The sequence below is a fragment of the Enterobacter cloacae complex sp. P43RS genome (assembly GCF_014930585.1).
Taxonomy (GTDB): Bacteria; Pseudomonadota; Gammaproteobacteria; order Enterobacterales; family Enterobacteriaceae; genus Enterobacter; species Enterobacter bugandensis.
In genome coordinates this window covers 55,258-68,726 of record NZ_JADBRJ010000012.1, presented here as the reverse complement: position 1 = coordinate 68,726, position 13,469 = coordinate 55,258, and the positions used below count along the sequence as shown (strand labels likewise).

General features: G+C 57.6%; 15 protein-coding genes. 10 read left to right on the top strand and 5 right to left on the bottom strand.

What is annotated here, in order from left to right; genetic code table 11:
• Positions 1 to 164 precede the first annotated feature (164 nt).
• A complete protein-coding gene (locus IM294_RS19360; RefSeq protein WP_126345955.1) occupies positions 165 to 377 on the bottom strand; it encodes a hypothetical protein in 213 nt (70 codons plus the stop codon).
• On the opposite strand from IM294_RS19360, the gene IM294_RS19355 reads away from it, so the two are divergent.
• Positions 376 to 1,401, top strand: coding sequence for a TerC/Alx family metal homeostasis membrane protein (locus tag IM294_RS19355; RefSeq protein WP_045259396.1), 1,026 nt, complete (start codon positions 376 to 378; stop codon positions 1,399 to 1,401). The genes IM294_RS19360 and IM294_RS19355 overlap by 2 nt on opposite strands.
• Positions 1,402 to 1,461: 60 nt before the next feature.
• On the opposite strand, the gene IM294_RS19350 is transcribed toward IM294_RS19355, so the two are convergent.
• Positions 1,462 to 2,124, bottom strand: a complete 663-nt coding sequence (locus IM294_RS19350) for an HAD family hydrolase (protein ID WP_028014726.1) — start codon at positions 2,122 to 2,124, stop codon at positions 1,462 to 1,464.
• A gap of 240 nt (positions 2,125 to 2,364) precedes the next feature.
• Between IM294_RS19350 and IM294_RS19345 the strand changes: the two genes are divergently transcribed.
• A complete protein-coding gene (locus IM294_RS19345) occupies positions 2,365 to 2,892 on the top strand; it encodes an NlpC/P60 family protein (RefSeq protein ID WP_048960803.1) in 528 nt (175 codons plus the stop codon).
• Between the two features lie 5 nt (positions 2,893 to 2,897).
• On the opposite strand, the gene IM294_RS19340 is transcribed toward IM294_RS19345, so the two are convergent.
• Complete coding sequence (locus IM294_RS19340; RefSeq protein ID WP_028014724.1) at positions 2,898 to 3,692, bottom strand: SDR family NAD(P)-dependent oxidoreductase; 795 nt, start codon at positions 3,690 to 3,692, stop codon at positions 2,898 to 2,900.
• Between the two features lie 32 nt (positions 3,693 to 3,724).
• Positions 3,725 to 4,606 carry a LysR family transcriptional regulator gene (locus IM294_RS19335; RefSeq protein ID WP_126818600.1) on the bottom strand — a complete coding sequence of 294 codons (882 nt, stop codon included), beginning with the start codon at positions 4,604 to 4,606 and terminating at the stop codon, positions 3,725 to 3,727.
• A gap of 99 nt (positions 4,607 to 4,705) precedes the next feature.
• On the opposite strand from IM294_RS19335, the gene IM294_RS19330 reads away from it, so the two are divergent.
• The 8 genes from IM294_RS19330 to arnF all read left to right on the top strand — a co-directional run bounded on the left by IM294_RS19330 (position 4,706) and on the right by arnF (position 12,902).
• Positions 4,706 to 5,212: a phenolic acid decarboxylase gene (locus IM294_RS19330; protein WP_028014722.1), complete on the top strand. Its 507-nt coding sequence runs from the start codon at positions 4,706 to 4,708 to the stop codon at positions 5,210 to 5,212.
• Positions 5,213 to 5,535: 323 nt separating this feature from the next.
• Positions 5,536 to 6,675, top strand: a complete 1,140-nt coding sequence (gene arnB / locus IM294_RS19325; protein WP_126818609.1) for a UDP-4-amino-4-deoxy-L-arabinose aminotransferase — start codon at positions 5,536 to 5,538, stop codon at positions 6,673 to 6,675.
• A gap of 1 nt (position 6,676) precedes the next feature.
• Positions 6,677 to 7,660: an undecaprenyl-phosphate 4-deoxy-4-formamido-L-arabinose transferase gene (gene arnC, locus IM294_RS19320; RefSeq protein ID WP_041911876.1), complete on the top strand. Its 984-nt coding sequence runs from the start codon at positions 6,677 to 6,679 to the stop codon at positions 7,658 to 7,660.
• A complete protein-coding gene (arnA, locus tag IM294_RS19315) occupies positions 7,657 to 9,639 on the top strand; it encodes a bifunctional UDP-4-amino-4-deoxy-L-arabinose formyltransferase/UDP-glucuronic acid oxidase ArnA (protein WP_041911877.1) in 1,983 nt (660 codons plus the stop codon). The genes arnC and arnA overlap by 4 nt, the downstream gene beginning before the upstream one ends.
• Positions 9,636 to 10,538, top strand: a complete 903-nt coding sequence (gene arnD, locus IM294_RS19310; protein ID WP_126327229.1) for a 4-deoxy-4-formamido-L-arabinose-phosphoundecaprenol deformylase — start codon at positions 9,636 to 9,638, stop codon at positions 10,536 to 10,538. The genes arnA and arnD overlap by 4 nt, the downstream gene beginning before the upstream one ends.
• The gene (arnT, locus tag IM294_RS19305) at positions 10,535 to 12,190 is read left to right on the top strand and encodes a lipid IV(A) 4-amino-4-deoxy-L-arabinosyltransferase (RefSeq protein WP_126818599.1); all 1,656 of its coding nucleotides are present in this window, start codon (positions 10,535 to 10,537) and stop codon (positions 12,188 to 12,190) included. Before arnD ends, arnT begins: the two co-directional genes overlap by 4 nt.
• A complete protein-coding gene (gene arnE / locus IM294_RS19300; protein WP_126818608.1) occupies positions 12,190 to 12,525 on the top strand; it encodes a 4-amino-4-deoxy-L-arabinose-phosphoundecaprenol flippase subunit ArnE in 336 nt (111 codons plus the stop codon). The genes arnT and arnE overlap by 1 nt, the downstream gene beginning before the upstream one ends.
• Entirely contained in the window at positions 12,522 to 12,902 is a 381-nt protein-coding gene (gene arnF / locus IM294_RS19295; RefSeq protein ID WP_193360381.1) for a 4-amino-4-deoxy-L-arabinose-phosphoundecaprenol flippase subunit ArnF, read from the top strand. The genes arnE and arnF overlap by 4 nt, the downstream gene beginning before the upstream one ends.
• On the opposite strand, the gene acpT is transcribed toward arnF, so the two are convergent.
• A complete protein-coding gene (gene acpT, locus IM294_RS19290; RefSeq protein WP_063438474.1) occupies positions 12,859 to 13,467 on the bottom strand; it encodes a 4'-phosphopantetheinyl transferase AcpT in 609 nt (202 codons plus the stop codon). The genes arnF and acpT overlap by 44 nt on opposite strands.
• Positions 13,468 to 13,469 lie beyond the last annotated feature (2 nt).

Here is a 13,469-nt window from a genome sequence, read left to right as displayed (position 1 = left end):
CGTTTAAAAAAAATAAAGTGAGAACGTCATGATTTGTCTTTGGTTGTTTTAAAATCAATGAGTTAGGTTGTTTTTATCAGGGTTTTATCAGCAATTCAGTGTGAGAATTTTACGGCTTATTTACTACTTGCCGTATGTCAGGTTCAGCTCAGATAATAAAACTTTCATAATAATGAAAGAATAATCTCCGGAAGAACACGTTGCCTTCCCGGAAGACGTAAGAGAAATCCTGGCACTTTTAACATCACATTTACATTGCCGGGCTGGCGCGAAGAAGTGTTATTATTATTCTCTTGCCCGGTGATACGGGCGTTTTCTTTTTTTGTTGCAAACGTTGCCTCTGCCAGCGCGCAGATGAAGGTTAAGGATAGATTCATGGCTTCTGCTCATCTCGGTTTCCCGACTGAAACCGTTGTTGTCTTTGTGGTGATGGCCGTTGGGGCGATGTTTATCGACCTCTTCATGCACCGTCACGATAAACCTGTTTCGCTGAAAAGTGCGGCCATGTGGTCCGTTTTCTGGTTCTCGATGGCGATGGCCTTCGCCGGTTTTCTGTACATCCACCACGGCGCCGAGATGGCGAGCCTGTTCCTCACCGGTTACGCGCTGGAAGAGGTGCTCTCCATCGATAACCTGTTCGTGATGATGGCGATCTTTGCCTGGTTCGGCGTGCCGGATAAGTACCGTCACCGTGTGCTCTACTGGGGCGTGCTTGGGGCGATTGTCTTCCGCGGTATTTTCGTGGCGATCGGCACCAGCCTGCTGAGCCTGGGGCCGTACGTGGAGGTTATTTTTGCGCTGGTCGTCGGCTGGACGGCGGTGATGATGCTCAAGCGCAATGAAGAGAGTGACGAAGTGGAAGATTACTCGGGTCACCTTGCCTATCGCCTGGTGAAACGCTTCTATCCCGTCTGGCCCAAAATCAGCAGCAACGCGTTTATCCTGACGCAGAAAGAGGTCGATGCGGAGCTTGAAAAACCGGAAAACCAGGACGTAACGGTTGGCCGCGTGAAGAAGGCGAAGCGCTATGCAACGCCGCTGCTGCTCTGCGTGGCGGTGGTAGAACTCTCTGACGTGATGTTCGCGTTTGACTCCGTACCGGCGATTATTGCGGTAAGCCGCGAGCCGCTGATTATCTACAGCGCCATGATGTTCGCCATTCTCGGCCTGCGTACCCTCTACTTTGTGCTGGAAGCGCTCAAGCAGTATCTGGTGCACCTGGAGAAAGCGGTGGTGCTGCTGCTGTTCTTCGTGGCGTTCAAGCTGGGTCTGAATGCGACCGATCACTTCTGGCACCACGGTTACAGCATTGGCGCGACGGCCAGCCTGTTTGTGGTGTTAGGTGTGCTGGCGCTGGGGATTATTGCGAGCGTGTTGTTCCCGGGGAAACGTGAGGCCTGATGCACCGCTTTTCTCCCTCTCCCTGTGGGAGAGGGCTGGGGTGAGGGCAACAGACCGCACCTAACCCTTAATCGGTGAATTCCGGCGCTTGCGCGGGTGATGGAAGTGCCGCCAGTGTGGATCCTGCGCCGCGGCCAGCAGTTCGTGGTCGCCGCGGGTGTCGCCCCAGGCTCGCAGATGATAGTCGTTCAGATCGCCATACACCTTCTCCAGCCTTGCCACTTTCTGGGCGCAGCGGCAGTTATTGCCCGTAATGCGTCCCGTCAGCTTGCCGTCCTTCACTTCCAGCTGCGTGCCAATCAGCTTAATGCCGAGCCTGTCCGCCCACGGCTGGAGCACCAGTGCCGGCGACGCAGAGCAGATAGTCACTTCCGCACCGGAATTCACCTCAGCCGCCACCGCCAGAACCCCTTCGGGGCGCATCAGCTTGTTCCAGTATTTTTCGCAAAAGGCTTCCGCCTGCTGACGTAGCCAGTGTTCGTCCACGCCCGTCAGGAACGTTTTAATCAGCACTTCCTTCAGCTCATCACGCGTCAGCTTGCGGCGCACGCAGTGGAGCGTGGGCAGCGCCATGCGCACCAGACGACCCGCAAAGTAGCGTTTCCCAAAGGCAAAACGCAGGAAAGGGATAAAGCTGTCGTGGTGCGTGAGCGTCCCGTCAAAGTCAAAGACAGAGAGCACGCTGGATTTCGCCACCGTCTCGTCGGCAATCATATTGGTCATAAATACGTCTTAGCTGAATTACACATTCTGTCGATCAGTTTACCTGCTTTATCTGAACAGTCCTTACATCACCACCCTTTTTTTTCTCAATCTTGCGATCTGAAAGTGAGTCCAATTTTGGCCTTAATAATGATTGGTGAAAAAGTAAGCAGTCTATATTATCGCCACATCGAAAGATATTTCGGGGGAACGTTGGCCTCCACAGGTAAGGAAAAATTCACTCTTAGCTCCTGTTTAGATATGACATTCAGATCGCTTATTTCAATCCTCACGTTAAGTTTTGCTTCGTTTTCCGCACTGAGTTTTCAGTTGCCCGCATCGATGATCTCCGCCGATAGCACATTTGCGGAATCGCCGGTGAAGTCGGCCCTGCTTCACCAGGAGACAGGCCCACTCCGCTCCCGGATACTGGATCAATACCAGAAATGGAAAGGGACTCACTATCAGTGGGGCGGCACCACGCACCGCGGAGTGGATTGCTCCGCGCTTATGCAGCATCTGTTCAGCGATGCGGCGCATCTTTATCTGCCGCGCACGACGAGTGAGCAGATCCATCGCGGTGTACAGGTAGCGCAATACCGTCTGAAGGCGGGAGATTTGGTCTTCTTCCAGACGGGCCCGAACCGCAGGCACGTTGGCGTGTATATCGGTAACAGCCAGTTTATTCATGCCTCCAGCAGCCAGGGCGTAACGGTCTCAACCCTGACTGATGACTACTGGCAGGAGCGTTACATTACCGCCCGTCGTGTCGCGGGCAGCGCCGCCTGACGACATTAAATAATGTCATCCACCACGCCACCATCGACGCGCAATGCCGCGCCTGAGGTGGCGGAGGCCTGCGTCGAACAGACATAAATCACCATATTAGCCACCTCTTCAACGGTGGCGGCGCGCTGGATAACCGAGCTGGGGCGGTTGGTCATGACAAATTCTTTCGCCAGCTGCTCCAGCGATTTACCGGTTTTCTCGATCTCATCTTTCATCATTTCAGCGAAACCGTCGGACATCGTCGGGCCCGGCAGCACGCTGTTCACCGTCACACCGCTTCCCGCCACGAACTTCGCCAGCCCGCGCGCCAGCGAAAGCTGTGCCGTTTTGGTCACCCCGTAGTGGATCATGTCTGCCGGGATATTGCAGGCTGACTCGGAGGAGATAAACACCACGCGGCCCCAGCCTTTTTTCACCATGCCCGGCAGCAGGGCGCGGGAGAGGCGCACGCCGGACATCACGTTGGTCTGCCAGTAGCGCTCCCAGGTTTCATCGTCGGTGCCATAGAAATCCTGCGGGCCGTAAATCCCGGCGTTGTTCACCAGAATATCGACGTCGCTCGCGACCTTCAGCAGCGATTCAACCCCTTCCGCGGTGCTGAGATCGGCAATGGCTGCACGCACCTGCACGCCAGGCACAACCTGCTGCAGCTGCTGAATACCTTTGTTCACCGAGTCGGTGCTGCGGCCATTAACGATCACTTCCGCGCCGCTTTCTGCCAGGCCTCTGGCAATGGCAAACCCGATCCCGCCGGTTGAGGCGGTGACCAGGGCCACTTTCCCCGCAAAGTCGATTTTCATCATCAGCTCCTTATCGTTTTAACGTTCGGACCTTAAAGCGTAGCAGGTGATGATGACGGCTCCTGGCTAAAAAGGCGCAGCAGGGTTTCAACCTGCTCATCCAGCGGGGCGAGGGTGCGCTTCACGATCAGATGCAGCGGTGTGGCCCGACGAACGCCGTGGCTCAGCGGGAGGATTTTCAGTACGCCTTGCTCCAGCTGGGGCTGAATGCGTTCCTCTGGCAGCCAGCCGTAGCCGACCTGCGAGACGACCGCCTCTATGGCAGCGTCGATGGTCGAGAACGTCCACGACTCGCCGGCAGCCCGCGCGGCGTTCTGGCTGTCCGCAATCTGGATTAGCGGCCACGGGCGCAGCATCTCATCATTCAGCGGCGCGTCGAGGCTAAAGAGGGGATGCCGGTGATGCGCCACGGCGACAAAGTCAATGTTCATCAGCCATTCGCCGAGCCCGGTAATGCCCTGGCGGCGGGTTAAAACCATCACATCGGCCTCGTTGTTCATGGCATCGGCGCGGGTATTTTCCAGCACCTCCGTGAGGCGGACCTGAGTTTGCGGATACTGCTGCTGGAACTGACGCAGAATGGCGAACAGGCGGCGGCGTGGGAAAATCGAGTCCACCACCAGGTCCAGCCGCGTGCGCATCCCGTTACGAAGGGTCGCCGCGCGCGTCTCGACATACGAAAACGCTTTCAGCAGCGGTTTCACCTGGCCGAGAAGCAGTTCACCGGCCGGGGTCAACACCGCCCTGCGCCCCTCCGGCGCCAGCAGCGCCACGCCCAGCCGCTCCTGCAGCAGCGACAGGTTATAGCTCACCGAGGACTGACTGCGGTGGGTTTCTTCTGCAGCTTTGGCAAAGCTGCCCGCATCCACCACTTTTTCCAGTAAGGCCCACTGTTCCAGCGTCGTCTTGTGCATAATTTATCTAAAATTTGGATGAATTTGATTAAAACATAGCGTTATTCATTCATTTTTTGAAGGCTTAAGATCGTCTCATCAAAACGAAGGAGACATCTTATGAACACATTCGACAAACACGACTTAAGCGGCTTCGTTGGCAAACATCTGGTTTATACCTATGACAACGGCTGGAATTACGAAATTTACGTCAAAAACGAGACTACTCTCGACTACCGTATTCACAGCGGTCTGGTGGCGAACCGTTGGGTTAAAGATCAGCAGGCTTACATCGTGCGGGTAGGGGAGAGCATCTATAAAATCTCCTGGACCGAGCCAACCGGTACGGACGTTAGCCTGATTGTGAACCTGGGCGACAAACTGTTTCACGGCACCATCTTCTTCCCGCGTTGGGTCATGAACAACCCGGAAAAAACCGTCTGCTTCCAGAACGACCATATTCCGCTGATGAACAGCTATCGCGATGCGGGGCCGGCATATCCAACAGAAGTGATTGACGAATTTGCCACCATCACCTTTGTACGCGACTGCGGTGCGAACAACGAAAGCGTGATTGCCTGCGCGGCCAGCGAGTTACCGAAAAACTTTCCCGATAACTTAAAATAAGCGCGACAATTAACTAAAAAGAAAAGTTCCCGGTTATTTCTTCTTTCTCTGAAATAACCGGGATTTTTTTTGTTTGTTTATGTTTGGTTTAAAATAACATTTTGTAAAAATTGAGTTCGATCACGAAATAAATAATTCATAATTACATAAGTTATTGTTTATAAATGAATTAATATTGATTTGGTCACATCTTAATTACGCATCTTAATTTTTCCCTAAGAAATGAACGATACCTTGATATGAGTTTATGGTTCGTTGAAATAAACGAAAAAGTAATTGGTTAATATCAAGCGCGTGCCATTCTTATTGCAAGGAAATTAATGATGAGTGATTTTTTGCCTTTTTCCCGCCCGTCGATGGGTAGTGAGGAATTAGCGGCGTTGCAGGAGGTTTTAACCTCCGGCTGGATCACCACCGGGCCTAAAAATCAGGAACTTGAAGCGGCATTTTGTCAGCTGACGGGGAACCAGCACGCGATTGCCGTCTGCTCGGCGACGGCGGGCATGCACGTCACGCTGATGGCGCTGGATATTGGTCCGGGCGATGAGGTCATTACCCCCTCTCAAACCTGGGTCTCCACGCTGAATATGATCGTGCTGCTGGGCGCCACGCCGGTCATGATCGATGTGGACAAAGAGACATTGATGGTGACACCGGAAGCGGTTGAAGCCGCCATTACCCCGCGTACCAAAGCGATTATTCCCGTGCATTACGCCGGCGCGCCGTGTGATATCGACGCCATTCATGCCGTCGGTGAGCGTCACGGTATTCCGGTGATTGAAGACGCGGCCCATGCCGCCGGAACGTACTATAAGAACCGTCACGTGGGCTGGAAAGGCACGGCGATTTTTTCCTTCCACGCCATCAAAAACATGACCTGCGCGGAAGGTGGTTTAGTCGTCACGGATAACGCCCGGCTTGCCGCGCGGATCCGCAGCCTGAAATTCCACGGCTTGGGCGTGGATGCCTATGACCGCCAGACGCACGGCCGCGCGCCGCAGGCCGAAGTGATCTCCCCGGGCTTTAAGTACAACCTCGCAGATATCAACGCCGCGCTGGCGCAGGTACAGCTGGGTAAGCTGAAAGAGGCCAACCTACGCCGCGAGGCAATCGCGCAACGCTACCTGCGCGAGCTTGCCGATACGCCGTTCCAGCCGCTGAGCATTCCGTCATGGCCACACGTTCACGCCTGGCACCTGTTTATTATTCGCGTTGATGAAGCGCGCTGCGGGATCTCACGCGACAACCTGATGGCGGCGCTGAAGGAGCAAGGCATCGGCACCGGCCTTCATTTCCGCGCGGCGCACACCCAAAAATACTACCGCGAGCGTTTTCCTGATGTATCGCTTCCGAATTCGGAATGGAACAGCGCGCGTATTTGTTCTCTTCCTCTTTTCCCGGACATGACTCATGACGACACAACCCGCGTCATTACCGCGCTCCATCAGCTTGCAGGACATTGATATGTTCAGCGCACCGCCTGTACAAAAAGTTTCTGTGGTCATCCCAGTTTATAACGAGCAGGAGAGCCTGCCCGAGCTGATCCGCCGCACCACGGCCGCCTGCGATACGCTGGGCAAAGCCTATGAAATTCTGCTGGTGGACGACGGCAGCAGTGATGATTCCGCGCTGATGCTGACCGAAGCCGCCCAGGCCGAAGGCAGCCATATTGTCGCCGTGCTGCTCAACCGTAACTATGGCCAGCACTCCGCCATTATGGCCGGGTTCAGCCACGTTACGGGCGATCTGATTATCACCCTGGACGCGGATCTGCAAAACCCGCCGGAGGAGATCCCGCGCCTGGTGGCGAAAGCCGACGAAGGCTATGACGTGGTCGGCACGGTGCGTCAGAACCGTCAGGACAGTCTGTTCCGCAAGCTGGCCTCACGCACCATCAACCGTCTTATTCAGCGCACCACCGGTAAAGCAATGGGCGATTACGGCTGCATGCTGCGCGCCTACCGCCGCCATATTGTCGACGCCATGCTGCACTGCCATGAGCGCAGCACCTTTATTCCGATCCTCGCCAACACCTTTGCCCGCAAGGCAACGGAAATTCCGGTCCTGCACGCCGAGCGCGAGCACGGGGAATCGAAGTACAGCTTTATGCGTCTCATCAACCTGATGTACGACCTAGTCACCTGCCTGACCACCACGCCGCTGCGCCTGCTGAGCGTGTTCGGCAGCATCATCGCCCTGGCCGGCTTTACGCTGTCCGTCCTGCTGGTGGTGCTGAGGCTGGTCTTTGGCCCGCAGTGGGCGGCGGAAGGGGTCTTCATGCTTTTTGCCGTGCTGTTTATGTTCATCGGCGCCCAGTTCGTCGGAATGGGCCTGCTCGGTGAATACATAGGCCGTATCTATAACGATGTTCGCGCACGTCCGCGCTACTTTATTCAACGTGTTGTCCGTCAGGAACACAAAGCATCTCAAGAGGAAAACCACCCATGAAAGCCGTTGTATTTGCCTATCACGATATGGGGTGCGCGGGCACGCTGGCCCTGCTGGAAGCGGGCTATGACATTGCTGCAATCTTTACCCATCCGGACGCGGCGGGAGAGAATCACTTCTTCGGCTCCGTGGCGCGTATCGCCGCCGAGCGCGGTATTCCGGTGTATGCTCCGGACGACGTCAACCACCCGCTGTGGGTGGATCGCATCCGCGCGCTCGCGCCTGATGTCATCTTCTCGTTCTACTATCGCAACCTGATCTGCGACGAGATCTTAGGCCTGGCCGCAAAAGGGGCGTTTAACCTTCACGGCTCTCTGCTGCCCGCCTACCGTGGCCGCGCGCCGCTGAACTGGGTGCTGGTCAACGGCGAAACGGAAACGGGCGTGACGCTGCACCGCATGGTGCGCCGCGCGGATGCCGGGGCCATCGTCGCCCAGCAGCGCGTGGCAATCGACGCGGATGAAACCGCGCTTGAGCTGCATCATAAACTCTGCACCGCGGCGCAAAGCCTGCTGCGTGACGCGCTGCCAGCCATCCTCAACGGCACCTTCAGCGAGACCGAGCAGGACGAAAGCAAGGCCAGCTGCTTTGGCCGCCGCGCGCCGGAAGATGGTCGCCTGGACTGGAATAAACCCGCCCGCCAGCTGCACAACCTGGTGCGCGCCGTGACCGACCCGTGGCCGGGCGCGTACAGCTTTGCGGGCGTAAGCAAATTTATCGTCTGGAAATCCCGCGTGCGTGACGATATCCCGGCCGCTAAGCCGGGCACCGTCGTCTCCGTCTCCCCGCTGATTGTGAGCTGCGGCGAGCAGGCGCTGGAGATCGTCACCGGGCAGACCGACAACGGCCTGTACGTTCAGGGCACGCAGCTGGCGCAATCTCTGGGTCTGGTGGCCGGGGCGCTGATCACCAGCGCGCCGGTGGTTGCCATCAAGCGCCGCACGCGCGTGCTGATCCTCGGCGTGAACGGCTTTATCGGGAACCACCTGACCGAACGTCTGCTCAAAGACGATAACTACGAGATTTACGGTCTGGATATCGGCTCTGACGCCATCAGCCGTTTCCTCAACAACCCGCGCTTCCACTTTGTGGAAGGGGATATCAGCATTCACTCCGAGTGGATCGAATATCACATTAAAAAATGCGACGTGGTGCTGCCGCTGGTCGCTATCGCCACGCCAATCGAGTACACCCGTAACCCGCTGCGCGTGTTCGAGCTGGATTTCGAAGAGAACCTGAAGATCATCCGCGACTGCGTGAAATACGACAAGCGCATCATCTTCCCGTCCACCTCTGAAGTGTACGGCATGTGTACCGACAAAAACTTCGATGAGGATGCCTCCAGCCTGGTGGTCGGGCCGATCAACAAGCAGCGCTGGATTTACTCTGTCTCCAAGCAGCTGCTGGACCGCGTGATTTGGGCCTACGGCGAGAAAGAGGGTCTGCGCTTTACCCTGTTCCGTCCGTTTAACTGGATGGGCCCGCGTCTGGATAACCTGAACGCAGCGCGAATCGGCAGCTCCCGCGCGATCACTCAGCTGATCCTGAACCTGGTCGAAGGCTCGCCTATCAAGCTGATTGAAGGTGGGAGCCAGAAACGCTGCTTTACGGACATCAGCGACGGTATCGAAGCCCTGTTCCGCATCATTGAGAACAAAGATAACCGCTGCAACGGTGAGATCATTAACATCGGTAACCCGGAAAACGAGGCGAGCATTCGCGAGCTGGCAGAGATGCTACTGGCCAGCTTTGAGCGCCACCCGCTGCGCGATCGCTTCCCGCCGTTTGCCGGTTTCCGCGAAGTGGAAAGCAGCAGCTACTACGGTAAGGGCTACCAGGACGTCGAGCACCGTAAGCCAAGCATCCGCAACGCGAAGCGCTGCCTGAACTGGACGCCGACGGTGAAGATGGAGCAGACCATTGATGAAACGCTCGACTTCTTCCTGCGCACCGTGGAGCTATCGGAACAGGCCTCATGAAAAAAGTCGGTTTACGCATTGATGTCGACACCTTCAGGGGAACGCGTGACGGCGTGCCCAGACTGCTGGAACTGCTGAGCAGGCACGGCGTGCGTGCCAGCATTTTCTTCAGCGTGGGGCCTGACAACATGGGACGCCATTTATGGCGTCTGGTTAAACCGGCATTTCTGTTCAAAATGCTGCGCTCGCGCGCGGCATCCCTCTACGGCTGGGATATTTTGCTGGCTGGCACCGCCTGGCCCGGCAGACGCATCGGCGCGGGTAATGAAGCGGTTATCCGCGCGGCGGCGCAGCAACACGAGGTCGGCCTGCATGCCTGGGATCATCACGCCTGGCAGGCGTGGGCGGGCGTCTGGGATATCCCGCGCCTGTCCCGTGAGGTCGAGCGTGGAATGCTGGAACTTGAGGCCATCATCGGTCAGCCCGTGCGCTGCTCCGCCGTGGCGGGATGGCGTGCCGACCAGCGGGTGGTCAAAGCCAAAGAGCATTTCGCGTTTCGCTACAATAGCGACTGTCGTGGAACCGGGCCGTTTTTGCCGCTGTTGGGCGAAAATCGCTACGGTACTGTGCAAATTCCTGTCACGCTTCCTACGTGGGATGAGGTGGTGGGGCGCGAGGTGAAGGCGGAAGCATTTAATCGCTACATTCTGGACCGCATCCATCGTGACGCCGGAACGCCGGTCTATACCATCCATGCCGAAGTGGAAGGGATTGCCTGGCAGCATGATTTCGATGAACTGCTGACGATGGCCGCTCAGGAAGGCATTGCGTTCTGTCCGTTGAGCGAGCTGCTGCCGGACGACCTCAGCACCCTGCCCGTGGGTAAAGTCGTCCGTAATGAACTGGCTGGCCGGGAAGGCTGGCTTGGCTATCAACAAACCGTGAGTCCGGTCCCATGAAAACAGCCCGTTATGGCGTAGCGCTTTTCGCACTGTTTATCGTTTATTACTTCATTCCGGTCGATATTCGCCTGCTGTGGCAGCCTGATGAAACGCGCTATGCGGAAATCAGCCGCGAAATGCTGGCATCGGGTGACTGGGTTGTCCCGCATTTCCTCGGGCTGCGCTACTTTGAAAAGCCGATTGCCGGCTACTGGATCAACACTATCGGACAATTGCTGTTCGGGCACACGAACTTTGCCGTACGCGCCGGGTCGATCTTCTCCACCGGGCTCGCGGCGCTGCTGGTGATCTGGATGGCCTGGCGACTCTGGCGGGATAAGCGTACGGCCATTTTCTCCGGCCTGATCTTCCTGACCCTGTTCCTGGTGTATGGCATCGGCACCTATGCGGTGCTGGATCCCATCGTCACCCTGTGGCTGGTGGCGGCGATGTGCAGCTTCTGGCTCGCCTCACAGGCGCGCACCGTGGCCGGAAAAGCGGGCGGCTATGTGCTGCTTGGGCTGGCCTGCGGCATGGGGGTGATGACCAAAGGCTTCCTGGCGCTGGCGGTACCGGTGATCGGCGTGCTGCCGTGGGTGATTGCCCAAAAGCGCTGGAAAGAGGTGCTGATTTTTGGCTGGCTCGCGGTCCTGAGCTGCGTGCTGATTGTTCTGCCGTGGGGGCTGGCCATTGCGCACCGCGAGCCTGATTTCTGGCGCTACTTCTTCTGGGTTGAGCATATTCAGCGTTTTGCCCAGAGCGACGCGCAGCATAAAGCTCCGTTCTGGTATTACCTGCCGTTCCTGCTCGCGGGCAGCCTGCCGTGGCTGGCGCTGCTGCCAGGCGCGCTGCGTCTTGGCTGGAATGACAGACAAAACGCGGGCGGCGGGTTCTACCTGCTGGGGTGGGTGGTGATGCCGCTGCTGTTTTTCAGCATCGCTAAAGGCAAGCTGCCGACCTATATCCTGCCCTGTTTTGCCCCGCTGGCTATCCTGATGGCGCGCTATGCCTGCCTCGCGGCGGAAAAAGGGGCCAGAGCGTTGCGCATTAACGGCGGCATTAACCTGGCGTTTGGCGCTATCGGCGTGGTGGCGGCGTTGGCGGTCTCGCCGTGGGGGCTGGCTAAGCATCCGGTCTGGACATCGGTCGAACTGTATAAAGTCTTCTGCGCGGTGGTGGCGTTCCTCATCTGGGGCGCGGTAGGCTGGTTTACGCTGCGGCAGAGCCAGCGGCGCTGGTGGCTGGCTGCGCTGTGTCCTGCGGGTCTGGCGTTGTTGATTGGTTTTGCCATTCCGAACCTGGTGGTGGATTCCAAGCAGCCGCAGTCGCTGGTGGATACCGTGCGCGAGCCGCTACAGGGCAGCCGCTTTGTGCTGACCAATAACGTTGGCGTGGCCGCGGGCCTGGCGTGGGAGCTGAAGCGCAGTGACATCACGCTGTTTGCTCAGAGCGGCGAGCTGCGCTACGGGCTGGATTATCCCGATGCGAAAGATCGCTTTGTCAGTGAAGACGACTTCGCGCAGTGGCTGGCAACGCATCGTAAGCAGGGAAGCGTGTCGCTGGTGATGCTGCTGTCTAAACGTGGCGATATTGCAGAGGCGAATTTACCGCAGCCGGACAATCTCTATATCCAGGGGCGTCTGGCCCTGCTGGAGTATCTGCCGAAGTGATGACCTGGACCTGGCTCATACTGGCAAGCCTGCTGAGCTGCGCGGGACAGCTGTGCCAGAAACAGGCTACCCGTCCGGCGAAAGGCGGACGGCGTGGCGCGCACATCATGCTGTGGCTTGGCCTGGCGATGCTGGCACTGGGCTGCGGAATGCTGGTCTGGCTGGTGGTGCTGCAGCGCCTGCCCGTCGGCGTAGCTTACCCTATGCTGAGCCTCAATTTTGTCTGGGTGACGCTGGCGGCGAAGGTCTTCTGGCGCGAGCACGTTGCTGTGCACCACTGGCTGGGGGTCGGGTTCATTATCATGGGGATTATCGTGCTGGGAGGAAGCCTGTGAAAGGCGCGTTCTGGGCGTTATGCAGCGTACTGTTAGTCAGCGCCGCACAGCTGTTGCTGCGCGATGCCATGCAGGCTCTGCCGCCGGTCAGCGATTTTCTGACGTTTATCTCCGCGCTGTGGTACGTTTCGTCCGGCACGGGCGCGCTGCTGCTGGGGTTAACGGGATACGTTGCCTCCATGGGCTGCTGGTATCTGGCGCTGCATCGCATGGCGCTCAGCAAAGCGTATGCCTTGCTGAGCCTCAGCTATATCCTGGTGTGGGGCGCGGCAATCCTGCTGCCCGGCTGGGGGGAGCACTTCTCCTGGCATGGGCTGCTGGGCGTCGCGTTGATTATGCTGGGAGTACTGGTGATTTTCCTGCCCCGACGTGAATAATCGACTCGGTGGTCAGGGTGTAAGGGGTCGAGGTACAGACGGCAAGGCTCAGAGAACCGAGCTGCAGCTGGCTGACCGAGTGCGACTGCGCCGTGCTGTCGATGCTGACAATCTGCCAGGCGCTGCCGCCGCGCTGTTTCACAATCGCTTCTTTGCGCGTCCAGATACGCCAGAAGGCAGAAAGCTGTTCCTCGGGCGCTTCACGCTCCAGCTCGTCATGCTCTGTCAGGCTGAAAACGGCGTTGGCCAGCGCCTGCCAGTTCTTGCGGGGGCGAATCACTTCGATATCGCAGCCCACTTCGCCTTCATCGCTCATCAGCAGGGCGATATCATCACCGCTATGGCTCAGGTTGAACCACAGAGGATCCCCCTTCGCAAATGCCGGCTTCCCCTGCTCGCCGTAAATGATGTCGGGGAGCGGGTGAGGGGATAATGTTCTGGCGAGCAGCGTCCGGCCAGCCAGCCAGGAGGCCTGTCGTGCACCCTGAGGTGCCTTATCTGCAAGCGTTGACGCCAGCGGGTCCGCGCAAAGGGTGGAAATTTTTCCCAGTACAAACCGGTACATAG